This is a genomic window from Actinoplanes cyaneus, from assembly GCF_016862095.1.
In the GTDB taxonomy this organism is placed as follows: Bacteria; Actinomycetota; Actinomycetes; order Mycobacteriales; family Micromonosporaceae; genus Actinoplanes; species Actinoplanes cyaneus.
In genome coordinates this window covers 16,666-40,112 of the sequence record NZ_BOMH01000024.1, presented here as the reverse complement: position 1 = coordinate 40,112, position 23,447 = coordinate 16,666, and the positions used below count along the sequence as shown (strand labels likewise).

Annotated in this window: 17 protein-coding genes and 1 pseudogene; 11 read left to right on the top strand and 7 right to left on the bottom strand. The window is 70.0% G+C overall.

Going from position 1 to position 23,447, the window contains the following annotated elements; all coding sequences use genetic code 11:
* Positions 1-972, bottom strand: coding sequence for a MurR/RpiR family transcriptional regulator (locus tag Acy02nite_RS15820; protein WP_203741278.1), 972 nt, complete (start codon positions 970-972; stop codon positions 1-3).
* 71 nt (positions 973-1,043) lie between these two features.
* Between Acy02nite_RS15820 and Acy02nite_RS15815 the strand changes: the two genes are divergently transcribed.
* Positions 1,044-2,033 (top strand): N-acetylglucosamine kinase, encoded by a 990-nt coding sequence (locus Acy02nite_RS15815; protein ID WP_203741276.1) that lies wholly within the window; start codon positions 1,044-1,046, stop codon positions 2,031-2,033.
* Here Acy02nite_RS15815 and Acy02nite_RS15810 read toward each other — a convergent pair.
* Together Acy02nite_RS15810 and Acy02nite_RS15805 are read right to left on the bottom strand one after the other, a co-directional pair.
* Entirely contained in the window at positions 2,012-3,325 is a 1,314-nt protein-coding gene (locus Acy02nite_RS15810; RefSeq protein WP_239174877.1) for an exo-beta-N-acetylmuramidase NamZ family protein, read from the bottom strand. The genes Acy02nite_RS15815 and Acy02nite_RS15810 overlap by 22 nt on opposite strands.
* A 91-nt stretch (positions 3,326-3,416) precedes the next feature.
* Positions 3,417-5,153, bottom strand: coding sequence for a glycoside hydrolase family 3 protein (locus Acy02nite_RS15805; protein ID WP_203741274.1), 1,737 nt, complete (start codon positions 5,151-5,153; stop codon positions 3,417-3,419).
* Between the two features lie 61 nt (positions 5,154-5,214).
* Here Acy02nite_RS15805 and Acy02nite_RS15800 point away from each other — a divergent pair, with 61 nt between their 5' ends.
* From Acy02nite_RS15800 to Acy02nite_RS15785, 4 genes are read left to right on the top strand one after another with little or no spacing between them, the layout of a single operon-like run.
* Positions 5,215-7,071: a serine hydrolase domain-containing protein gene (locus tag Acy02nite_RS15800; RefSeq protein WP_203741273.1), complete on the top strand. Its 1,857-nt coding sequence runs from the start codon at positions 5,215-5,217 to the stop codon at positions 7,069-7,071.
* Entirely contained in the window at positions 7,059-8,459 is a 1,401-nt protein-coding gene (ngcE, locus tag Acy02nite_RS15795) for an N-acetylglucosamine/diacetylchitobiose ABC transporter substrate-binding protein (protein ID WP_203741272.1), read from the top strand. The genes Acy02nite_RS15800 and ngcE overlap by 13 nt, the downstream gene beginning before the upstream one ends.
* Position 8,460: 1 nt before the next feature.
* Positions 8,461-9,366, top strand: coding sequence for a carbohydrate ABC transporter permease (locus tag Acy02nite_RS15790; RefSeq protein WP_203741270.1), 906 nt, complete (start codon positions 8,461-8,463; stop codon positions 9,364-9,366).
* Positions 9,366-10,256, top strand: a complete 891-nt coding sequence (locus Acy02nite_RS15785) for a carbohydrate ABC transporter permease (protein WP_203741268.1) — start codon at positions 9,366-9,368, stop codon at positions 10,254-10,256. The genes Acy02nite_RS15790 and Acy02nite_RS15785 overlap by 1 nt, the downstream gene beginning before the upstream one ends.
* Positions 10,257-10,427: 171 nt before the next feature.
* Here the strand turns inward: Acy02nite_RS15785 and Acy02nite_RS15780 are convergent, their stop codons facing one another.
* The 3 genes from Acy02nite_RS15780 to Acy02nite_RS15770 form a co-directional block, all read right to left on the bottom strand.
* Entirely contained in the window at positions 10,428-11,507 is a 1,080-nt protein-coding gene (locus Acy02nite_RS15780; RefSeq protein ID WP_239174875.1) for a C39 family peptidase, read from the bottom strand.
* A gap of 401 nt (positions 11,508-11,908) precedes the next feature.
* A complete protein-coding gene (locus tag Acy02nite_RS15775) occupies positions 11,909-12,994 on the bottom strand; it encodes a sensor histidine kinase (protein WP_203741266.1) in 1,086 nt (361 codons plus the stop codon).
* Complete coding sequence (locus tag Acy02nite_RS15770) at positions 12,991-13,650, bottom strand: response regulator transcription factor (protein WP_203741265.1); 660 nt, start codon at positions 13,648-13,650, stop codon at positions 12,991-12,993. The genes Acy02nite_RS15775 and Acy02nite_RS15770 overlap by 4 nt, the downstream gene beginning before the upstream one ends.
* Before the next feature lie 375 nt (positions 13,651-14,025).
* Here Acy02nite_RS15770 and Acy02nite_RS15765 point away from each other — a divergent pair, with 375 nt between their 5' ends.
* The 6 genes and pseudogenes from Acy02nite_RS15765 to Acy02nite_RS15740 all read left to right on the top strand — a co-directional run bounded on the left by Acy02nite_RS15765 (position 14,026) and on the right by Acy02nite_RS15740 (position 21,650).
* Positions 14,026-14,877 (top strand): S1 family peptidase, encoded by an 852-nt coding sequence (locus Acy02nite_RS15765; RefSeq protein ID WP_239174873.1) that lies wholly within the window; start codon positions 14,026-14,028, stop codon positions 14,875-14,877.
* A 177-nt stretch (positions 14,878-15,054) separates the two neighbouring features.
* Positions 15,055-16,302 carry a sensor histidine kinase gene (locus Acy02nite_RS15760; RefSeq protein WP_239174871.1) on the top strand — a complete coding sequence of 416 codons (1,248 nt, stop codon included), beginning with the start codon at positions 15,055-15,057 and terminating at the stop codon, positions 16,300-16,302.
* A gap of 52 nt (positions 16,303-16,354) precedes the next feature.
* Positions 16,355-17,005: a response regulator transcription factor gene (locus Acy02nite_RS15755; protein WP_203741264.1), complete on the top strand. Its 651-nt coding sequence runs from the start codon at positions 16,355-16,357 to the stop codon at positions 17,003-17,005.
* Positions 17,006-17,250: 245 nt separating this feature from the next.
* Positions 17,251-17,979: pseudogene (locus tag Acy02nite_RS15750) on the top strand (ABC transporter ATP-binding protein); the annotation flags it as partial.
* Between the two features lie 239 nt (positions 17,980-18,218).
* A complete protein-coding gene (locus tag Acy02nite_RS15745) occupies positions 18,219-20,711 on the top strand; it encodes an ABC transporter permease (RefSeq protein WP_203741263.1) in 2,493 nt (830 codons plus the stop codon).
* Between the two features lie 132 nt (positions 20,712-20,843).
* Entirely contained in the window at positions 20,844-21,650 is an 807-nt protein-coding gene (locus Acy02nite_RS15740) for a GNAT family N-acetyltransferase (protein WP_203741262.1), read from the top strand.
* A 22-nt stretch (positions 21,651-21,672) separates the two neighbouring features.
* On the opposite strand, the gene Acy02nite_RS15735 is transcribed toward Acy02nite_RS15740, so the two are convergent.
* A complete protein-coding gene (locus Acy02nite_RS15735; RefSeq protein ID WP_203741261.1) occupies positions 21,673-23,277 on the bottom strand; it encodes an AMP-binding protein in 1,605 nt (534 codons plus the stop codon).
* Positions 23,278-23,447: the final 170 nt, after the last annotated feature.

The following is a 23,447-nucleotide window of genomic DNA, read 5'->3' as shown; positions in this document are numbered from 1 at the left end:
TCACCCGCGCCCCCGCCGTGTGCGACCGGTCGGCGGCGAAGCTTTCCTTCGGGTGGGCGGTGTGAGATGCCGGCCCCGGACGGCCTCGTAGGTGGCGTCCAGCGCCTGCCGGGTCTCCTGGTAGGTGCGCTGCGCGACGCCGACGAACACACAGTCGATCACGGTGAGCTGGGCGAGCCGGCTGGCCGTCGCGCCGGAGCGGAACGTGGTCTCGCGGGCCGCGGTGGTCAGCACCAGGTCGGCGTTCCTGGCGATCGGCGATTTGGGGAAGTTGGTCAGCGCGACGGTGACGGCGCCGCGCCGCTTGGCCTCGGCGAACGCCTCAAGGGTGTCGGTGGTGGTGCCGGTGTGCGAGATGCCGAATGCCACGTCCCGCTTGTCGAGCAGGGCGGCACTGGTCAGTGCCAGGTGCAGATCGCTCCACGCATACGAGATGCGGCCGATGCGGTGCAGTTTCTGCTGGAAGTCGGCGGCCACGAACGCGCTCGCGCCCACCCCGTAGATGTCCACGCGCCGCGAGTCGGCGACCACCTCGACGACATGCTCGAGGACCGCGATGTCGATCTGGGAGGCGGTGTCCTCGACCGCTCGGGCGTCGGCGAAGGCGATTTTCTTCACGACCTGGGCGAGGTCGTCACCGGGGCTGATGTCGCTGCCGACCGGTTCGTCGCCGGTGGCCGCCTCGGAGGCGCGACCCGCCTCGGTCGCGAGCGCCAGTCGCAGCGGGGTGTATCCGGAGAAGCCGATCGACCGGCAGAACCGGATCACCGTGGTCTCGCTGGTACCGGCGTGCGCGGCCAGCTCGGTGATGGTCAGCAGCGACGCGGTGGCCGCCTCGTCGATGACCACCTTGGCCACCCGGGCCTCGGCCGCTGACAGGGACGGCAGCATGCCGCGGATCCGCACCACCGTCTCGGCCTGGGGACGACCGGCCGGCGGCGAGGAGGAGGTGCTGCGCTTACGGCCCGTCATGAAAAGAGCCTCCGGCCTCTCATGGATAAAAGTTTCCTTTGCTTGATGTCGATGGTCAATATCCTTCACTCATGGGCGCAGCCATGGTGATCGGAGTCGACGCGGGGGCCACGACCACGAGGTGTGTGGTCGCCACCCTCGACGGCGTGGTGGCGGGCCGCGGTACGGCCGGCGGAGCGAACCGTAACAGCAGTGGCGGGAAGATCGCCCAGACCCTGTGGACAGCGCTCACCGCCGCTCTCGGCGAGATGGACCGATCGACGGTGGTCCACGGGGTGCTCGGCGCCGCCGGCTCGTCCGGCGCAGGAAAGGCCTTCTTCCGTACGGCGGCGGAAAGCGCCTGGCAGAACGCGGGGCTGACCGGCGGCATGGTGACGGTGACCGATCTCGAGGTCGCCTACGCGGCCGGCACCGCGGCGCCCGACGGGGTGCTCCTGCTCGCCGGGACAGGGGCGCTCGCCGCACACGTTGCCGATGGCGCGGTGCGGCGCCGGTGTGACGGATACGGCTGGCTGCTCGGCGACGAGGGGTCGGCGGTGTGGATCGCGGTGCGAGGGCTGCGGGCGGTCCTCGCGGCGCTCGACGGCCGCGGCGAGCCCACCGCGCTGGTCCACGCGGCCTGCGCGCACTTCGGCATCGACCCCGGCCCGACCAGGGAGGGCACGGCGCAGGCCCTGATCGAGGCAGGATTCTCCGTGCCGCCGGCGTCCCTCGGCCGGCTGGCGCCGGCGATCAGCGCCGCGGCGGAGGACGGCGACCCGATCGCGGTACGGATCTGCGCCGCGGCGGCCGAGCGCCTCCTGCACACCTTCGACAGCGTCCAGCCGCCGCCCGGCGCGGAGACGGTGATCGCCGGCTCGGTGCTGCTCAACGACGGACCGGTCAGCCGGGCGGTGCGCGCCGGTCTCCTGGCGCGCACCGGCACCGAGCCACGCCCGGCCCGCGACGGCGCGGGTGGCGCCGCCGCGCTGGCCGTGGCCCGGTTCACCGGCGCCCCCGTGGCGTCGGTGGTGCATACCCGGCTGACCGGGGGCAGCTGTCACGTGCCGGGCCGCGGGTAGAGCAGGTACGGCCGGCGTTGCTTCTCGAAGGCAGCCAACTCGGCGGCCCAGGAGCCGGTCACGTCGTCCGTGGACGCGCCCGCGTCGATCATCGTGCGCAACCGCGCCGACCCGGTCAGCAGATCGATCCAGTAGCGGGTGCCGTCCACCCGCCACGCGAAGGACGTTTCCTTCCTCGCCTCGACAAGCATGGCCACCGCGGTACGGATGGGGTCGTAGACCGATCGGTCGGAAACCTTCACCTCGATGCCGGCGCACAGCCGGCCGGCGAACTTGTTGAAGGTCGGCGTGAAGTACGCCTCGCGGAACTCCACGCCCGGCAGATCCAGTCCCGCCACCCGGTCACGCCATCGGTAGTCGAGGTCCGGGCCACCGATCAGCTCGAACGGCCGCGTGGTGCCGCGTCCCTCGGAAAGCGTCGCGACCCCTTCGAACATGCCGGTGCCGGGGTAGACGACAGCGGTGTCCGGCGTCGGCATGTTCGGGCTCGGCAGCACCCACGGCACATCGGTGTCCCCGGCGAAGAGCCGCCCGTGCCAGCCCCGGCACGATATGACCCGCACGTCGACCTTGCGTCCCGCGTCGGCCGGAAGGAATTCTCCGTCGTAGAAGCGGGCCAGTTCGCCGGCCGTCATCCCGTGCTGCTGGACGATCGACAGGCGGCCCACGCCGGAGGTGAAACCGTCGGTCATCATCGGCCCGTACGCGCGTCCGCCGATCGGGTTCGGGCGATCCAGGACCAGGTAGCGCAGGCCGAGCCGGGCAGCCGCGGCCATCGAGTCGTACAGCGTGTAGATGTAGGTGTAGAAGCGCGCGCCCACGTCCTGGATGTCGAAGACGATCGTCTTCACCCCGGCCGCGGTGAACATCTCCGCCCAGGTGGCCTGTGAGGCGCCGTAGGCGTCGTAGACCGTCAGCCCGCTGCGGGCATCCGTGCCGGTGCCCTCGCTGCCACCGGCCTGCGCGGAGCCGCGGAACCCGTGCTCGGGGCCGAACACGCCACCGATGGTGACCCCGTCGGCGTGCATCCGGTCGACCAGATGGCGATAGTCGCGGTCGACGCCGGTCGGGTTGGAGACGACGCCGATGCGCTCACCCTTGACCGCGTCCCAGCCGGAGGCCGCGAGCCGGTCCATCCCGGTCTGCACCGGAACGCGGGAAGGATGCCCCGGCCGGCCCGCGCCGCTCGCCCCGGGCAGGCCCGCGCCGCTCGCCCCGGCCGGCCCGGAAGCGACCCCGGTCAGTCCGGCCACGGTCCCCGCACCGGCGGCAAGCAGACTCCGCCGGTTCACCCGGCTCGCCCCATCAGGCCCGGCCGATGCCGGTCGGACGCTCCCAGAGCCGGAACACCGGCGGCGCGAACGGTTCGTGAAGAACGGCGAGTCATGTGGCGTCCCAGGTCAGACCATGTCCGTACGGGAAGAGGCCGGGAATTTCCACCGGCAGCTTGCCGCGCGGCGGCATGGCACCGAGCAGGACCCTGGCGAGCGACTTCATGGACACTTCCGTGTAGCTGTAGGTGGCTAGATACGTAGTTACACCGGGCAGGTACGCGATGTCGTAGGGATCGCGAACCGCCACCACAACGAGCGGCCTTCCCGTCGCCACCAGCGCTTTCACCAGAGCCTGCTGCCGGCCGCCCGGATCGGCGGCTCCGGTGTCCCACGCCCTGTTGGTGAGTACCACCGTCAGGTCGCTTGCCGAAGCTGCCGCAACCGCCTCGGCGATCTTCGCGTCGTCCGGGAGGTTGGTGGTCAACGAACCGGCACCGAGCGCTTCGGCCAGCGCCGGCACCGTGCCGTACGCGGACGAGTTCCACCCGGTGACGAAGATTTTCTTCCCCGCCGCCGAGTACGGAAGCAGCCCGGCGTCATTGCGGATCGCGGTGATCGTCCGATCGGTGACCGCCTGTGCCACGCGGACATGCCCGGCCGAGCCGACGGAAAGTTCCGCCGCCCCCGGATCCACCGGCGTCCACCGCAGCAGCCCGCGCTTCTGCTTGAGCGCCAGGATCCGCCGCACGGACTCGTCGACGCGCTCCTCGGTGAGCTCGCCGGAGGCCACCGCGCCGAGCACCGCGTCGATCGCGACCTGCGGATCGGGCGGCATGAGCAACATGTCCACGCCGGCCTTGAGCGCCAGCACCGGCACCCGGTCGTCCCCGTACTTCTGACGTACACCGGCCATTTCGAGGGAATCACTGACGATCACCCCGCGGTACCCGAGCTCGCCGCGCAACAGTCCAGTGATGATCGGTTTGGACAGGGTGGCCGGGTCGCCGGCCGGGTCGAGAGCGGGCACCACGATGTGCGCGCTCATGATGGCGTCGACCCCGGCCGCGATCGCGGCGCGGAACGGTGGCGCGTCGATGCGCTGCCACTCCTCGCGGGTGTGCGTGATGACCGGCAGGCCGGTGTGGCTGTCGGTGGCGGTGTCGCCGTGCCCGGGAAAGTGCTTGGCGGCGGCCGACTCGCCGGCGCCGACCTGGAAGCCGAGCACCTGACCAGCGGTGAGGGCGGCGGCCAGGCTCGGGTCGCTGCCGAACGAGCGCACGCCGATGACGGGATTCGCCGGGTTCACGTTGACGTCCGCGTCCGGCGCCCACGCCTGCGTGATGCCGACCGCACGCAGCTCGGCGCCGGTGACCTGCCCGGTGCGGTAGGCGTCGGCCGGGTTGCGTCCGGCGCCGAGCGCCATGCCACCGGGGAACTGGGTGGCCGGCGCCGGCATCCGGGACACCACGCCGTGCTCCTGGTCGGTGGAGATTGTCAACGGGACGCCGTTGCCGGCGGTGGCTGCCGCCTGCAGCCCGTTGCTGAGCGTGGCGATCTGCCGCGGGTTCTGGAGGTTGTTCGTCCAGGAGAAGTAGACGATGCCGCCGAGGTGGTACTTCGCGACGACCTCGGCCGGCGTGTCGACGCCGTACAGCCGGCGGTTGTCGGCCGCGGCGGTCTTCGCGTCACCACCGTAGACGTAACCGGTGAAAAGCTGGCCGACCTTCTCGGGCAGGGTCATCCGGCGCAGGACCGCGTCGGCCGGCGACGAGGCGGAGGCCGGGGTGGAGCACAACGCGGCGCTCAGCACGGCGAGAGCGAGGAGAGCGACCGGGCGCGTTCGCATGGTGACCGAAGGTAGCCGGGTCGCCGTCTCCTGGCAATAACCTTCGCTCTACTTGAAAGTTATGAAAGAAAGATTCATCCTCTACCAATCGACGTATGGAGAGGCGTTGATGAACAAGTGGTGGATGGTTGGCCCGGCCTGCGTGATCGCCCTGCTCGCGGCCGGTTCGCCGGTGGGCGCGGTGACGGTGACGCCGGGCGACCTCATGTTCCGGCATGACGTGCTGCGGCCCGGCACCGCGCGTCAGGCGGGTCTGCTGACGGAACATGTCGCCGCGTTACCCGACATCGCCGCGTCCTATCTGAGGCCCACCCCGGATCATCCCGATCATCCGACGTACGCCGGAGCCACCGTTCTCGCCGCACACCACGGCATCGTGGTCTCCCGGTTCGCGGTCGGCGCCGCGGTTCGTTACGCCGCCCACGACACCGGCATCGTCGAGCTGCCCCCCGAGGAGCGCATCCCGGCCCGGACCGACACGCTGTGGGATCTCGCCTCCATCTCGAAACTGTTCACCACCATCGTCGTGTTGCAGCAGGTCGAAGCCGGAAAGGTGAGTCTGGACGAGCCGGTTGCCACCCACGTGCCGGAGTTCGCGGCGGGCGGCAAGGCCACGATCACCGTCCGGCACCTGCTCACCCACACGTCCGGATTGCCGGCATTCCTGCCGTTCTACTCCCATTATCCGACGCCCGGGGAACGGCTCACCGCGGCCCTGACCACGCCGGTCACCGCCGCGACCAGACCGGGCGGGCAGTATGTCTACTCCGACATCGGGCTCATCTCGCTCGGCGTGCTGATCGAGCGGGTCACCGGCAAGAGCCTCGCCGAGGCCGTCCGGGACGGGGTGACCGGGCCGCTCGGCATGCGCGACACCGGCTACAACCCGTCGCCGTCGCTGCGGAATCGGATCGCCGCGACGGAGTACCAGCCGTACGTGAACAGGGGAATGGTCTGGGGCTCGGTCCACGACGAGAACGCCTGGGCGCTGGGTGGCGCCGCCGGCCACGCGGGAATCTTCTCCACCGCCGACGATCTGGCAATTCTCTGCCAGGCACTGCTCGACGGCGGAATTTACCGTCACCACCGGATCCTGTCCGAAGGAATGATCCGCCAGGCATTGGTCAACTACAACGCCGACCTCCTTCCGGAGTTCCCGGACAGCGCTCGCGGGCTGGGCTTCGAGCTCGCCAAGCACTCGTACATGGACGGGATGGCCTCGCCGGTGACGTTCGGGCACACCGGGTTCACCGGCACCTCCGTCGTGATCGACCCGCTCGATCACTCGTTTCTCATCATGCTCAGCAACCGGGTCCACCCCGACCGTGCCTGGGGCGCCAGCACCGTCGCACGACGCGCCCTCGCACGCGCCTTCGCCGCCGCCCACCCGATCCGCGAGCCGAGCGGAGGGACTCCCTGGCGCACCGAGCTCCGTGACAACGCCGCGATGACGTTGACCGCGCCGCTGCGGCAGGCGGCCGGCGAGAAGGCGAAAGGTTCCTTCCTTCTCTGGTACGACACGGAGCCGGTCCACGACACGCTGACCATCGAGTCCTCGTCCGACGGCGTGACGTGGACGCCGTTGTCCATCACTTCTTGCCCGGTCGGCCCGCGGGAGTTCTCACCTCCGGTCCTCGGTGCCGAGGACGGAAAGCCCGGGACGACGAGTGACGGAACCGTCAGCGGGTTCGGCGGACGGCGTTGGTGGACGGTCACCGTGGACGTGCCGCCGGGGACCATCGAGCTGCGGTTCACCTATCGGACCGACAGCGGATCCCAGGGGCGGGGCATCCTGCTCGACCACCTCCGGGTCGTCGAAGAGGGCGTGGTCCTCGCCAGCCCCGGCACCCGGCTTGCCGCCGACGGCTGGCAACCATCGAGAACGTCTGGAACGGGAGCGGAACCATGGACAGACTGAGCCGGCGCGGATTGCTCCAGGGCGCGGCGGGTGTCGCCGCCGCAGGCGCGCTCGGGGGCTGCGCGATGGGCGGCGACGACGCCACGAACGGCGACGCCAAAGGCACGACCAGCGCGAACAATCCGCTCGGCGTCAAGGAGGACGCACCGCTCGAGGTGGTCATCTTCAACGGGGGCTTCGGCGAGGAGTACGCCAAGGCACACGAGGCGCTGTACCGGGGGCGCTACCCGAAAGCAGAGATCAAGCACTCGGCAACGCAGCAGATCGCCGAAACCCTGCAGCCGCGGTTCGTGGCCGGCGACCCGCCCGACGTGATCGACAACTCCGGCGGCAGCCAGATCGACTTCAACGGCCTGGTCTCCCAGGGTGCCCTGACCGACCTCGGTGAGCTGCTCGACGCGCCCAGCCTGGACGATCCGGGCAAGAAGGTCCGTGACACGTTGCTGCCGGGAATCGTCGACGTCGGCTCGTACGACGGAAAGTTCCTCACCGTCAACTACGCCTACTCGGCCTACGGCATCTGGTACTCGAAGAAACTCTTCGACGCCAAGGGCTGGGAGTATCCGACGACCTGGGACGGCATGATCGCCCTGTGCAGGACGATCAAGGCGGCCGGCATCGCGCCGTGGACCTACACCGGGGTACACGCCCGCTACATGAGCTGGCCGATCCTGACCGCGGCTGCCAAGCTCGGTGGCATCGAGGTGATCAAGGCGATCGACAACCTGGAGCCAAACGCGTGGAAGCACGACGCGGTGAGAACCGCCGCCGACGCCTACTACCAACTCGCCGTCGACGGTTTTCTTCAACCCGGCGCCGAAGGCATGGACCACATCCAGTCGCAGACCGAGTGGTGCCGGGGCCACGCCGCGTTCATCTCCTGCGGATCCTGGCTGGAGAACGAGCAGAAGTCGGTCACCCCGCCCGGCTTCGACATGGCCGTCGCGCCCACGCCCAGCCTCGGCACCAGCGACAAGCTGCCGTTCGGGGCGTTCCGCGGCACGGGCAGTGAACCGTTCATCGTCCCGGCCAAAGGCAAGAATGTCCGGGGTGGAATGGAATACCTTCGGATCATGCTTTCCAAGAAGGCCGCCGCTGACTTCACCACTCGGGTCAGCAGCCTGACCGCGGTCACCGGCGCCGCCGATGGACTGTCGCTCGGCCCCGGCCTGACGTCGGTCACGAAACTGATCGACGCGTCCCAGGGTTCCGCGTTCACGTGGCTGTACTCGACGTATTACCGCAAACTCGAACGCGAGCGGGTCAACGCTGCCAGCCTGGAGCTCTTCACCAAGCGGATCACCGCGAGCCAATGGTGCGACCGGGTGCAGAAGTCCGCCGACGAGTTCGCCAAGGACCCCGCGATCAAGAAATACAAGCGGGCCTGACGTGTGGGGCAAGCGGCTGTTCATCGCGGTCTTCCTGATTCCACCCCTGCTGCTGTACGGCATCTTCGTCGTCTCGCCGTACGCACAGGCATTCCAGATCTCCGGCACCGACTGGAGTGGGCTTTCTCCCGCGTACGAATTCGTCGGGCTGGACAACTTCCGGCGCTTGCTCGGCGACGGATACTTCTGGACCGCACTGAAGCACAACGGGTTGCTGCTCGTGCTGCTCCCGGTCGCGACGATCGTGGCGGGACTCTTCTTCGCCTCGATGATCAGTGTCGGCGGCCGCGCGGACCGGGCCGGTGTCCACGGCGTACGCGGATCGGGTTTCTATCGGGTGGTTTATTTCTTTCCTCAGGTTCTCTCGGTGGCGATCATCGGGGTGCTGTGGAAGGAGATGTACGCCCCGCACACCGGCATGATCAACGGGTTCCTGCGCGGGATCGGGCTGGACGGGCTGGCGGTGGCGTGGCTCGGTGATCCGCGGTTCTCGTTCTGGTGCGTGCTGGCCGTGCTCATCTGGATGAACGTCGGCTTCTACGTGGTCCTGTTCGGCGCCGCGATGCAGTCGATCCCACGAGACCTGTACGAGGCGGCGCTGCTCGACGGCGCGAGCCGGGTCACCACGCTCGTCCGGATCACCGTGCCGCTGCTCTGGGACACCATCCAGGTCGCCTGGGTCTACCTGGCGATCGTCGCCATCGACGGCTTCGCGATCGTGCAGATCATCACCAACGGCGGACCGGGTTCCTCGTCGGACGTGGTCGGCCTGCGGCTCTACAAGACCGCGTTCGGTGACGGGCAGTTCGGCTACGCGTCGGCGATCGGCGTGGCGATGTTCTTCCTGACTCTCACCGTGGCGGTAATGTTCCTTCGAGCGACCCGCCGCGAACGGGTGGAGCTGTGATGGCGCTTCTCACCGAAACCCCGCCCGAGTCGCCGCCGGAAACCTTCTACCAGAAGACCGAGCGCACCGTCCCGGTCATCTCCCACCTGTTCCTGATCGGCTGGGCGCTGGTCACGACGCTTCCGCTGGTGTGGGCGGTGCTGAGCTCGTTCAAGAGCGACAACGAGATTCTCACCGATCCGTGGAGCCTGCCCTCGGAACTGCGCTGGAACAACTGGGCGCGCGCGTGGGGCGAGGCGCACATCGGACGCTATTTCCTGAACAGCGCGATCGTGGTAACCGGCGCTCTTGCCATCACGATGCTGTTCGGGGCGATGGCGGCGTACGTGCTTGCCCGGTACCGATTCAGGGGCAACCGGATTGTCTATTTCGCCTTCACCGGCGGCATGATGTTCCCCGTTTTCCTCGCGCTGGTCCCGCTCTTCTTCGTGGTCCGCAACCTGGGACTGCTCGGCACGCTGCCCGGGCTGACCCTGGTCTACGCCGCGTATTCGCTGCCGTTCACGGTGTTCTTCCTGACCGCGTTCTTCCGAACCCTGCCGACATCGGTCGCGGAGGCCGCCATGGTCGATGGATGCGGGCACTTCCGCCTGTTCTTCAGTGTCATGCTGCCGATGGCGCGCCCCGGTCTGGTCGGCGTCGCCATTTTCAACTTCCTGTTCCAGTGGAATCAGTACGTCCTGCCCATCGTGCTGATGCAGGGCGAGGGCGCCGAACGTAAATGGGTCCTGGCGCAGGGCCTCACCGCGCTGGCGGTGAACGAGGGATACCGGGGCGATTTCAGCGGCCTCTTCGCCGGCATGACGATCGCGATGCTGCCGGTCCTGGCCGCGTACCTTCTTTTCCACCGTCAGTTCCAGAGTGGCCTCGCCGCCGGCCAGCTCCACTGAGACCCGGTCGTCATCCGGGTGCTGAAGTCGCCGAGCGAGTCGTCGCCGCACCCGTGGTGGATCAGGAACGTATCCCGGCCACCACCGGAAGGGCCCCGTTGTTCGGCCGGACTGACGGACCGACCCGGTCAGCCGTCAGCATCCGCGGGCAACCGGTCACCGCCCGGGCACCTACCAGCTGGACTCCGCGTCGCTCCGGTTCGGGCGTTCGGCGGCCGGCGGGTGCAGGACGTAACAGATGCCACGGCTGGTGGACAACCAGGCACGCTCGAAGTCGGACCGGCCGACGACCCGGCGCACGCCGGCGTTGGTGTTCGCGGCAGGATCGTTCAGAACCGGGTCACCGTCGCCGGTGAAGCCCGCCAGCACCACCACGTGACCGTTGCTGGACAGGATCAGCGGCATCCCCACCGCGATGAACTGCTCGGCCTCGGCGAGCGAACGCAACCGGGTCACGAAAGCGACCAGTCCCCGCCGCGCGGCATGGGCGACATTGAAGGACCAGTTCCCATATCCGTACGCGGGGTCGTGCACCCGCGTGGCGGCGTGGTCCACCTGCGGGTCGGGGTGATCGGCCGGCCATTCGCCCAGTTCCTCCGGCCCCGGCCCGACGCCCCAGAAGTCGAGCACCATCGCGATCGAGGCGGGGCTGCACCAGCCGCGCCCGCCGTGGTCCGCGTGCCGGAACTGCGCGTAGGCCGGCACGTCCAGGACCACCCCGCAGCCCGGTCCCGGCGGCTCACCCTCCGGAACGCCCACGGTGATCCCGGACAGCAACAGCCCGGCCCGCAGCAACAGGGGAGTCTCTGCCGAGCCGGGCGGCCGCACCAGGGTAATGCGGAGCTGTGCGGCGGTCCAGCCGTCCGCGGCAGCGATCAGCGTGTCGGTGTCGACCCGTCCGTCCTGGTCACCCTGGCCGGTGATCGAGGTGCGCTCCTGCTCGGACCAGTGCCCGAGGTCGTACCACCGGGTGAGCGCTCCGGCCGCGGTGACGCCGCGCGCTTCCACGATGATCCGCGTGCTCCCGGGAGTGCGCGCCGACCATGACGGCACCAGCTCGGCCACGGCGAAGCCGGGTTCGACCATCGGGGAGGTCCAGCGGCGGAGACTCTCGTCATCGATGTCCACTCCGCGAACGTCGTCGCTGTCGATGCCGGCCCCGTAACCATCGCCGCCGTTCACCTCCGGCGCTGTCCACTCCCGGTAGGCCAGGGATCGGCCGCCGCGGCTGGTTGTGGTGGAAGCCTTCACCCGTGCTCCCGGGAAGGTGCGAAGGAAAGTTTCAACCAGAGTGGACCAAGCGGGAACTATTTTCAATCCTCGGGTGCGTGTCGCTCCGTTAGTCGACGGTTACCTGAGCGCCGGCTGACCTGTCTCTCGTGATCGAGCACGGATCGCAAGGCCGACCAGGTGCTTCGGGCGCTCGCCGACCCGCGCAGGCAGGCGATCTTCCGGCTCGTGGTCAACAACGAGACTGGCGGCCGGGGAGATCGCGGCGGCGTTCCCGTGGTCAACGGCGAGCCGGCGGCCGGGGGATCGCCTGCGGACCGGCTGACGGCTGCGACGGTCGGGACCGATCCGCCGGACCGAGCCGGGGCGGCCGGAGAAGACCACGGCGGAAGCGAGCACCGGCAGGCTGATCAGGGCAGACTCTACTGGGCGACCAGGGGGAAGCTCACGTCGACACGGAGACCGTCCTGGCCGGTGGAGGACGCCGCGATCGTGCCGTCGTGCGCCCGCGTGATCGACCGGGCGATCGCCAGCCCCAGACCGGCCCCGCCGCTGTGGTCGATGCGGGCGGCCGTCCGCCGGCGGAACGGCTCGAACAACGCGGAAACCTCGTCCGGCGGGATGTCGTCGCCGGTGTTGACGATGGTCAGCGCGGGCGTGTCGCCCACCCGTACGTCGATGGTTCCTTCTTCCCGGTTGTACTTGACCGCGTTCTGCACCAGATTGCTGACCAGGCGCTCCAGCAGCACCTGCTCGCCGAGCACCACCCGCGGACGCAGGTGCGTGGTGATGGTGATGCCGGCCTCGGCTGCCCGTTTCCGGTGCGCGTCGACGACCGCCGCGGTGATCTCGTCGAGCCGTAACGGCGTCGAGGACATCAGCCCGCGATCGCTCTCGCTGAGCACCAGCAGACCCTCGATCAGCCGCTCGTTGCGTTCGTTGGTCTGCAGCAACTGGGCGGTGAGCAGGTCGACCTGGTCGGCGCTGAGCGTGTGGGCCATGCTGACCTCGATGAGCGTCCGCTGAACGGCCAGCGGCGTCCGTAACTCATGTGACGCGTCCGCGGCGAAACGGCGCTGTGCCTCGTAGCCGACGGCGATCCGGTCCATCATGTCGTCGATCGCCCGTCCCAGCCGAGCGAGCTCGCCGGAGCCGGAACCGGGCCGCAGTCGGTGACCCAGGTTCTGCGGGCCGACGTCGGAGATCAGCGGGACGAGGTCGCGGACGGGGCGCAGGCACCAGCGGATCAGCGGCACGCACGCCGCGGCCAGGAGCAGCACGAACAGCAGCCGGATGAGCACATGCGGGATGCTGGGATGCCGGTAGAGCTGGATACAGAGGTACGAGCTCTCGGCGGGTGAGCCCAGCGGCTCCAGGGAACACAGCGGCGGCACGAAATCCGACCACAGGTCGAGGAACCGGGCCGACGCCCACGGCACGAACTGTGCGGCGATCAGAAGAAAAGCACCGACGAGCAGCATGCGCCGGGCGGGTGAGCCGGCGGTCATGAGCCCAGCCGGTATCCGACGCGGGGGACGGTGTGGATCAGCGGCGGTTCGCCGAGCTTGCGCCGCAGCGTCATGATCGTGACCCGGACGGTGTTGGTGAACGGGTCGGTGTGCTCGTCCCACGCCTGTTCGAGCAGCTCCTCGGCGCTGACGATGCGACCACCGGCTCGCATCAGCACGTGCAGGACGGCGAATTCCTTCGGCGACAGCGAGAGCACGAGGCCGTCGCGGGCGGCAGTGTGCCGGGTGACGTCGAGCACCACCCCGTCCTGCTCGAGCACCGGCGGCAACGCGGTGGTCGAACGCCGGGACAGCGCCTGCAGCCGAGCGACGAGCTCGGCGAAGGCGAAAGGTTTCGTCAGGTAGTCGTCGGCACCCAGCCCGAGGCCCTCGACGCGATCGCGGATGCCGACAGCGGCGGTGAGCATCAGCACCCGGGTACCGGTGTCCGAGCCGGCGATCATCCGGCACACGTCGTCGCCGCTGCGCCCGGGCAGGTCCCGGTCGAGGACGGCGACGTCATACCGGTTGATGCCGAGCTTCTCGGCTGCAGTGTCACCGTCGTAGACCACGTCGACGGCCATCGAGAACCGCCGCAGCCCTTCGGCGATCGTGTCGGCCAGAATCCGCTCGTCCTCGGCGACAAGCACCCGCACGCCTTACCCTCCCGTTGGTTGGTTCCCCACCGGCAAGTGGCACCGGCCTCCTGAAGAAAAGCACCACCGCCCGGCCGACAAACCGGACGGATGGCGGAAAGCACCGTCAACCGCGAGGAGCACCGGAATCCTGGCGAGAAGCATCGTCATCCCGCGCATGGACCACCGGACCTCCGGCGGCGAGCGGCGGAGAGCACCGCCATGGGTCTCGCGGAAATGTCCGCCGGACAGCTTCGCAGCCCCCAGATAAAACTTCCATAAGCTCGCGTCTGACAGCCGCCGAACACCCCGTTTCCGAGCATGAGCACACCTTGCCCCTTCACGTGACACGGTGGTGCCCTCTTGCTCCGTCCCCTGACGAACCTACTCACGGTCGTGCTGATCGTCTTGGCCGGCGCCCAGCCGGCCGAGGCGATCGCCTACGGCGAGGACGCTCCGGACGGCGACTACGCGTTCTCGGCCCGGCTGACCATGACGGGCATCCCGACCGAGGACCACGGCAGCCGGGACAGCTGGTGCTCGGGTGCCCTGATCGCACCAACCTGGGTGATCACCGCCGGACACTGCTTCCGCGACGCGAACGGTAAACGGGTCAGCCGCACCGTCGCGGCGGAGACGACCGCCACCATCGGGCGCACCGACCTCGGCGGTGACGGCGGCCACGAGGTCCGCGTCACCGGGGTGCGGCAGTCCGAGACCGCCGACGTCGCGCTCGCCGAACTCGCCGAGCCGATCACCGACATCACGCCGCTCGAGGTCGGCACCGGCGCGCCGGAGCCGGGGGAGAAGGTCCGCCTCACCGGGTACGGCCTGTCCGGCGCCGGAACCTCGACCCCTGATCGCCTGCAGACCGGAAGATTCGTCATCGACCGTGTCGGCGACGCCGTCCTGGAGATCTCCGGCCGTGCTCCGCAGCGGGACACCAGCGCCTGCCCGCACGACTCCGGCGGCCCGTACTTCCGGGAGAGCCCGCCGACCCTGGTCGCCGTGGTGAGCAGCGGCCCGACCTGTCCGCACGAGGGCGCCGACCTCAGCGCCCGCACCGACAACCTGGCCGCCTGGATCACCGAGACGACCGACGCCCGCCCCGGATTCCTGGGTGGCGTGCCGACCCGGGTCGCTGTCGGCGCCGCTCTGCTGGCCGTTCTGATCGCGGCAGTGCTCCTGGCTCGCTCGCAGCGCCGTGGCGCCGGTGCCGGCCGCCGGAAGGTTTCCACCGGGGCGTGATCCGGTGCCGCACTCCCGTTCCGATGGCTCCCGCAGTGTGGTGGGCGCCTGCATCGCTGAGCGTCGCCGGAGCCGGAAGTCGATCCGCGTCGCCCGCTTCTCACTGCGGAGCTGCCGGGGGTGAAGAGACTTTTCGCCGTACGCGAGAATGGGCTGATCTTGTGGTCGGATCGCGCCGTGACGGGAGGGCTCGTGGCGAAAGGCCGGCTCGACGGACGCCTGCGGGCCGGCGTCGAGGGACTGAGGCACATCGCCGGCGGGCTCGGTACGTCGGTGCTGGCCATGGCGGCGCTCGTCGTCATGCTCGCCGTGGCCGCCGCCTGCTTGGTCGGGATCGGACTGCTCGTCGTGCCGGGCCTCCTGCGGGTGGTGCGGTCCGTCGCTGATCAGGAGCGGACACGGCTGACACGTTGGGGGCCGGCAGTCATCGGGCCGCCCCCGCTGCCGGCGACGACCCGGGAGGCGCTGCGGGACATCACCGTCCGGCGTGAGCTGGCCTGGATCGTCGTGCACGGGACCGTCGGCTTTCTCCTCGGCCTGGCCGGGATCTCGCTGCCGGTCTACGCGGTCGAGGACGTGACGTTCCCGCTCTGGTTCCGCGCGATCGACCCGTCGCTGGGTGCTCCGGGAATCTTCTGGTGGCGCATCGACGGGCTCGCCGACGCGCTCGGCGTGCTGCTGATCGGGCTGGTCTGCGCGGTGCTCACCGTCGTGGCGGGCCCGGGGATCGCCCGGCTCCAGGCGTTGCCCGGGCGACGGTTGCTCGTCCCCGCCGGTGATGTCGACCTGTCGTTGCGCGTGGCCGAGCTGACCGCCACCCGCGCGGCGGCGCTCGACGCCCACGCCCTGGAACTGCGGCGCATCGAACGGTCGCTGCACGACGGCACCCAGAACCGGCTGGTCGCCTTGAACGTGCTGGTCGGGGCGGCGCGGCGGGCCCTCGACCGGAACCCGGAGGCGGCCGCGGAGATCCTGGACCGGGCGCAGGACGCGACTGAACTCGCGCTCGCCGAGCTGCGGGCGGTGGTGCGCGGGATCCTGCCGCCGGTGCTCGACGACCGCGGGCTTGCCGGGGCGCTCGACGGTCTCGCCGCGGCGTGCGCGGTGCCGTGCCGGATCGACGTGGACGTGCCCGGACGATGTGCGATCTCGGTCGAGGCGACCGTGTACTTCCTGGTCGCGGAGGCGCTCACGAACGTGGTCAAACACAGTCAAGCCACGTTCGTCGAGGTGCTCGTGCGGCGGACCGGGGACCGGCTCTCGGTGCGGATCGCCGACGACGGGCACGGCGGCGCCGACGAGGCGGACGGGTCCGGGCTCGCCGGAATGCGGCGGCGGGTCGAGGCCTACGATGGCCGTCTCGTCCTGACCAGCCCGCCGGGCGGACCGACGACGATGGACGTGGAGCTGCCGTGCGGGTCCTGACTGCTGTGGTGCGGGATCGTCGGCCGGGTGCGGCGACGGAGAGGGAACTGCCGTGCGGATCGTGATCGCCGAGGACGACGCGCTGCTGCGGGAAGGGCTGGCGCTGCTCCTGCGGGCGGAGGGCCTGTCGGTGGTGGCGACCGCGGAGACGCCGGGCGAGTTCCTCACCGCGGTGGAGACGTTCCGGCCCGACGTCGCGATCGTCGACGTCCGGATGCCGCCCACGCACACCGACGAGGGGATCGCCGCCGCCGTCGAGGCCCGGCGCCGGCTTCCGGATCTGGCGGTCCTGGTGCTTTCGGCGTACGTCGAGCCCGCCTTCGCGACCGACCTCCTCACCCAGGGGTCGGCGAAGCTCGGCTACCTGCTGAAGGAACGCGTCGGGCGGGTCGAGCAGTTCCTCGACGCCCTGCACCGCGTCGCCGGCGGCGGCACGGCCATGGACCCGGAGGTGATCGGTCAGCTGTTCGCCCGCACCCGGCCGGACAGCTCGCTGTCCCGGCTCAGTCCACGGGAGCGGGATGTGCTCGCGCTGATGGCGGAAGGTCTCGGCAACACCGCGATCGCGGAGAAACTTGTCATCACCGAGGGCGCGGTCCACAAACACATCCGCAGCATCTTCGCCAAGCTCGGCCTGGCTCCTGACGACCGGGCCGACCGCCGGGTGACGGCGGTCCTGCGTTTCCTGGAGTCTGCACGCTGAGGTTCTGAACCTTCCTACCTTGCGCGGGGGCCGGAGATTCTGTCCCCATCCCGCCTTTTCTGATCGGCCCACAAGAGGCCCGATTTCGGTGTGTCCGGAGAGCAGCAGCGCCCGTGCCATGGCCGTGCGGGTACAGCCTGCTGTACCCGAGTTGGGCAGGAGGCTTCATTTTCCCGGCAGCTCGGAAAGAACAGACTTCTCGGTGCGCGCACAATCCACAGCTCGCACAGGGAAAGGCATACCCGATGTCCGCGGTTCGTGTTCAGGGACTCACTCGCACCTATCCGTCCGACGACGAGCCGGTGACGGCGCTCGCCGGCGTCGACGCGGAGTTCGAGCGGGGAACCTTCACCGCGGTGATGGGCCCCTCCGGCTCCGGCAAGAGCACGCTGCTGCAGGCTGCCGCCGGTCTCGACCGACCCAGCTCGGGCCACGTCTGGATCGGCGACACCGAGCTGACGAAGCTCTCCGAGACGAAACTCACCGAACTCCGGCGGGGACGGATCGGATTCGTCTTCCAGGCGTTCAACCTGATCGGTGCACTCACCGTCGAAGAAAACATTCTTCTGCCACTCAAGCTCTCCGGGAACCGGCCGGACCGGGCCTGGATCGGGCAGGTGATCGACCAGGTCGGCCTCGGCAACCGTCTCGGGCACCGCCCGTCGGCGCTCTCCGGCGGTCAGCAGCAGCGGGTGGCGATCGCCCGCGCTCTCGCCTCCCGGCCGGAGGTGATTTTCTGCGACGAGCCGACCGGGGCCCTCGACACGAACACTGCGGCCGAGGTGCTCGCCCTGCTGCGCGGGATCGTCGACGACCATGGCCAGACCGTCATCATGGTCACCCACGACCCGGTGGCCGCGTCCTACGCCGACCGGGTGATCGTCCTGGCCGACGGCCGGATCGTGCATGACCTCCCGCAGCCGGGTGCCGCCCGCATCGCCGAACACCTGGCCGCTCTCGGCCGCCGTCGCGTCCCTACCCGACCGTCGAGCAGCCGCGGCATGAGCGACGGCGCCACGAGCATCGGCGACGTGACCGCCGGCAGCGCGAGCGTCGGTGGGGTGACGGCCGGCGGCGTGACTGCCGGCGGCGCGAGCGTCGGTGGTGTGACCGCCGGCAGCGCGGGCGTCGGTGGTGTGAGCGACGACGGCATGAGCTTCGGCGGTGTCAGCGACGGCGCCGGTTTCGGGCCGCTGAGCCGGGGAGCCGCCCGATGACCGCGCTCGCTGTTCGCATGCTGCGCCATCGGCCCGGCTCCTCGGTGGCAACCCTGCTGGCGCTGGCCCTGGGCGCGCTCATCCTGACCGCGATGGGCGTCCTGGTCGAATCCGGGTTGCGCTATCACCCGGCACCGGTCCGCTACGCCGCCGCCGACCTCGTCGTGGCCCGACCCGACACCACGTTCACCAGCAAAGAGTTCGACGGCGAGATCACCCGGAGCATTGTCGCCCTTCCCGAGGGCGGCACCGTCCCGGCCGACCTGGCCGCCAGGATCCGGGACGTCCCGGGCGTCGCGACGGTCGCGACGGACGACGGCATCCCGGTTCTCACCACCGCCGGCGCGCGGGTATCCGCGCGGGGCTGGGGGAGCGCGGTGCTGACCCCGTACCACCTGGCGGCCGGCCAGGCTCCGGCCGCCGATGACCAGGTCGTCCTCGACGCGGCCACGGCTGCCGGCGCGAGGCCCGGCGACGAGGTGCGGTTGATCGTCGGCGGGACGCTGAGGGCGTACCGGCTGAGCGGTCTCGTGGAGCCGACCAGGACGGCGGCAGTTTTCTTCACCGACTCCCACGCCGCGGCCTCGGCCCCGCACCCCGGTGCGGTCAGCGCCATCGGCGTCTTCGCTGCTCCGGGCACTGACCTCGGCCGCTTGCGAGCCCAGCTCACGGAGATCGCCGGTGACGCGAAGGTTCTCACCCGGGCTGACAGCGGCCTGGCGGAAAGTTCCGCCGGCAAGGGCGCCGCCACCCTGCTGATCCAGGTCGGCGCATCCTTCGGCGGCTACGTCGTGCTGTTGATTGTCTTCGTCGTCGCCGCCACGGTGGGACTTTCCGTGCGTCACCGTCGTCGTGATCTCGCCCTGATCCGGGCAGTGGCCGCCACTCCCGGCCAGGTCCGGCGCATGATCATGGCCGAGTCCGCCCTGGTCGGGCTGGTCGCCGCGGTGATCGGCGTCCCCGGCGGACTGGCGGCGGCCCGCTGGTTGAGCGGCGAGCTCACCGGTCGCGGTCTTCTGCCGGCAGGTTTCCCGATCGTCCCCGGCGCTGTCGCCGCTCCGGCAGCCGCAGGAACAATTCTTCTCTCCGCGGTGCTCGCCGGGTTTCTGGCCGCCCGCCGGATCACCGGCATCAAACCGGCCGAAGCCCTCGGTGAAGCCGCCACCGAACCCGCCGTCGCAGGAAATCTCCGCCGGATTAGCGGCCTGATCGCACTGGCGGCGGCGTGCGCGTCGGCCTTCGCCGCGGTCGCCGCCGGCGGACAGACAGCGCAGGGTGCGGCTCTCGGCATGCTGTACCTGTTCGTGCTGGCGGTCTCCCTGCTCGCGCCGTGGATCAACACAGCGGCGGCCCGCCTGCTCACCCGGCCGCTGCGGGGCATCTTCGGCGTCAGCGGCTATCTGGCGGCCGCCAACCTGCGGGCCGGCGCCCGTGGCACCGCGACCGTGCTGACCTCGCTGGTCCTCGCGGTCGGCTTCGGCGGTTCCGTCTGGTTTCTGCAGAACAACCTGGAGCGACAGGCCGTCACCCAGAGCCGCGCCGGACTCAAGGCCGAGCGAGCGCTGATCGCTCCGGCCGGCCTGTCCGGATCCGCGGTGGCCGAGATCAGAGCGGTTCCCGGCGTACGGGCGGCAACTCCCGTCCGGCACACGACGGTCATTGCCGCGCTGCTGGGCGACGGCGAGTCGATCAACGCCCGTGCGGTGGACCCGGCGAACCTGGGTGAGACGCTCGACCTGGACGTGCGCCACGGCAGCCTCGCCGACCTCAAGGACGGCACGGTGGCCGTCTCCGCCACGCAGGCATCCACCTTCAGCTGGGAACTCGGCGAAACCGTCGACCTGCGCCTCGGCGACGGCGCCCCGATGACGGCAAGAGTTGTCGCCGTCTATCAGCGTGGCCTCGGCTTCGGCGACGTCCTGCTCCCGCTGTCCGCGGTGAGTGGCCACACCGCGGCGAATCTCGACGACGAAATCCTGATCAGTGCTCCGGCCTCGGCCGACGCCGCGTTGCGCCGGGTCGCCTCCGCACACCCGGCCAGTGTTCTCGTCGACAGCGCGACGCTGACCGGCGGCCTCGCGAAGGACCTCGCCCTCAGCGCCTGGCTCAACCGCCTGCTGATCGCGGTGATGGTCGCCTACACGGTGGTGGCGGCGGCCAACACGATGGTCATGGCCGCGCTCGCCCGCCGCCGTGAGCTGGCGCTGCTCCGGCTGGCCGGAATGACGCGGCGCCAGGTCCGGCGGATGGTCGATGCGGAGCAGCTCGGCCTGCTCGGCACCGCGATCGTGCTCGGCGGAGCGATCGCGGCGCTGACGCTGAGCAGTGTGGTCCGGACGGTCACCGGAAACCCGGTGCCCTACGTGCCGCCGCTGGGCGCCGCGATGGTCCTCGGTGGCACCGCGGTGCTCGCGCTCGCCACGACGGTGCTGCCGGTCGCCCGCCTGCTGCGAGTTCCGCCGGTCGAGCACATCGGCATCAGGGAATGAGCGATGCCGGCGGGGACGCTCCAGGCCCGCCTCCACGTCGGCGGGGTCGCACGCCCGGACCCGTGACCGGCTGATCATCCGCGGGGCCGGCGTCGACGAACGCGGCGTGCGCGGGCGTGGCAGTCTTGGCGGATGATCGACGATGCCGGCGCGGAGATGACCGAAGCCGCGTTCATGTTCGACACTGTCACCCGTGCACCGGAGCCCGCGCGCAGCCGCCTGGGCGCAGCGGCGGTGCGGCTCGGTGGCGGGGTGGCGCTGGCGATGCCGGGCAGTGGATCGCCGTACTGGAACAAGGCTCTGGGATTCGGCCTGGCCGAGCCGTTCACCCCTGCGGTGCTGGACGCGGTGCTCGATTTCTACCGTGCTCAGGGCGTTTCGCAGGCGGTGCTCCAGCTCGTTCCGGCGGTGCTGTTCGACGGTTTCGCGCAGATCGCGGCGGCGCGGGGCCTGGAGCGTGGAAATCCCTGGATCAAGCTGGGCGGTGACCCGGCCAAGGTCAGGGCGGCGGACACGGACCTGCGCATCGGGCCGGTGCCCGCCGCGGAAGCGGAGACGTGGGCTGACCTGCTGCTGTCGAACTTCGGGATGCCGGCCGGCGATCTGACCGCGATGCTCGCCGGCACCGTCGGCCGGCAGGGGTGGCAGCCGTTCGGCGCGTGGGACGGCGGCCGGATCGTCGGTGGCGGCAACGTCTTCGTCAGCGGCGAGGGCGCCGCCCTCAACGCGGCGGCGACCAGCCCTTCGCATCGCGGTCGCGGCGCCCAGTCGGCGTTGATCGCCGCGCGCGCCGCGGTGGCGGCCGAAGCCGGCGCCCGCCACCTTTACGCCGAGACCGGGAAGCCGGTCGGCGGAGCGCACAACGCGTCCCTGTCGAACATGGTCCGGGCCGGGCTGGCCCCGCTCTACGAGCGGGACAACTGGATATGGCGTCTCTGACGGGGCCGGTGGAAAGTTTCTCTCAGCTGAGCTCGCGGATGGAGATCTCGCGCATCTCCACCTTGCGGACCTTGCCGGTGACCGTCATCGGGAAGTCGTCGACGACGCGGACGTAGCGCGGGATCTTGTAGTGCGCGAGCCTCCCGGAGCAGAACGACCGCAGGCTCTCCGCGTCGAGCGGTGCCGTGCCGGGTCTCATCCGGACCCAGGCCATGACCTCCTCGCCGTACGTGTCGTCGGGCACCCCGATCACCTGGACGTCGAGCACGTCCGGGTGGGTGAGCACGAACTCCTCGACCTCGCGCGGATAGACGTTCTCGCCGCCGCGGATCACCAGGTCCTTGATCCGGCCGGTGATCCTCAGGTACCCGTCGGTATCCATCACCGCGAGATCGCCGGTGTGCATCCAACCCTCGGCGTCGATCGCCTCGGCGGTCTTCTCCGGCTGCTCCCAGTACCCGAGCATCACCGAGTACCCGCGCGTGCACAGTTCGCCGGTGACGCCGATGGGTGCGGTCGCGCCCTCGGCGTCGACGATCTTCACCTCCAGGTGCGGCCCGGCCCGGCCGACCGTGGACACCCGACGCTCGAGGCTGTCGTCGGTGCGGGTCTGGCAGGAGACCGGGGAGGTTTCCGTCATGCCGTAGCAGATCGACACCTCGGTCATTCCCATCCGCTCGATGACCTGCTTCATCGTCTCCACCGGGCACGGTGAGCCGGCCATGATCCCGGTGCGCAGGGAGGACAGATCGAAGGAATCGATCCTCGGGTGGTTGAGCATGGCGATGAACATCGTCGGCACCCCGTAGAGCGAGGTGCAGCTCTCCTTCGCCACCGCTTCCAGGGTCAGCCCGGGGTCGAAGCCGGGCGCCGGGATCACCATGGTGGCGCCGTGGCTGGTCGCCGCGAGGTTACCCATCACCATGCCGAAGCAGTGGTAGAACGGCACCGGAATGCAGATCCGATCGGCTTCCGTGTAGTTGATCAGCTCGCCGACGAGGTAGCCGTTGTTGAGAATGTTGCGGTGCGAGAGCGTCGCACCCTTGGGGAAGCCGGTGGTCCCGGAGGTGTACTGGATGTTGATCGGATCGTCCGGGCGGAGCGTCGCCTCGATCCCGTCCAGCAGCGCCGGGTCGGCGGAGATATCCGTCAGTGAGTCCCACGAATCCTCGCCGATCAGGACGACGTCCACCAGTTCCGGGCACTGCGGGCGAACCTCGGCGATCATCGCCGCGTAATCCGAGTTCTTGAAGGACGATGCCGCCACCAGCGTGCGCACCCCGGATTGCTGCAGCACGTAGCGCAACTCGTGGCTGCGATAGGCCGGGTTGACGGTCACCAGGATCGCGCCGAGCCGGGCCGTCGCGTACTGCGTGAGCACCCACTCGGCGCCATTCGGCGCCCAGATCCCGACCCGGTCGCCCTTGGTCACCCCGAGCCGGCGCAAGCCTAGCGCCACGCTGTCCACGGAGGTCTTGAGCTGCGCATACGTCCACCTCCGGCCGGAATCGCAGTCGACCAGCGCCTCTCGATCACCGTGCCGGGCCACCGTGGCCAGAAGGTCGGCGCCGATGGTGCTCCCCAACAGCGGGGGTTCGGCCGGGCCGGTGCTGATGCTGAGTTCCATGCTGACCTCCCCAGGCCTTGCGAGTATGACCCAGACCACATCTTCGCCCGGATCCTCGGAAACCGGCAGGCCTCTGTTCGGGCGAGACCCGGCCGAGGTGTGACCGTGACGAGGGTGCGGCCGCCCGCGCCCGGCGGTCGACGTGCCACTCTCCCGCGTGATTCCCGCCC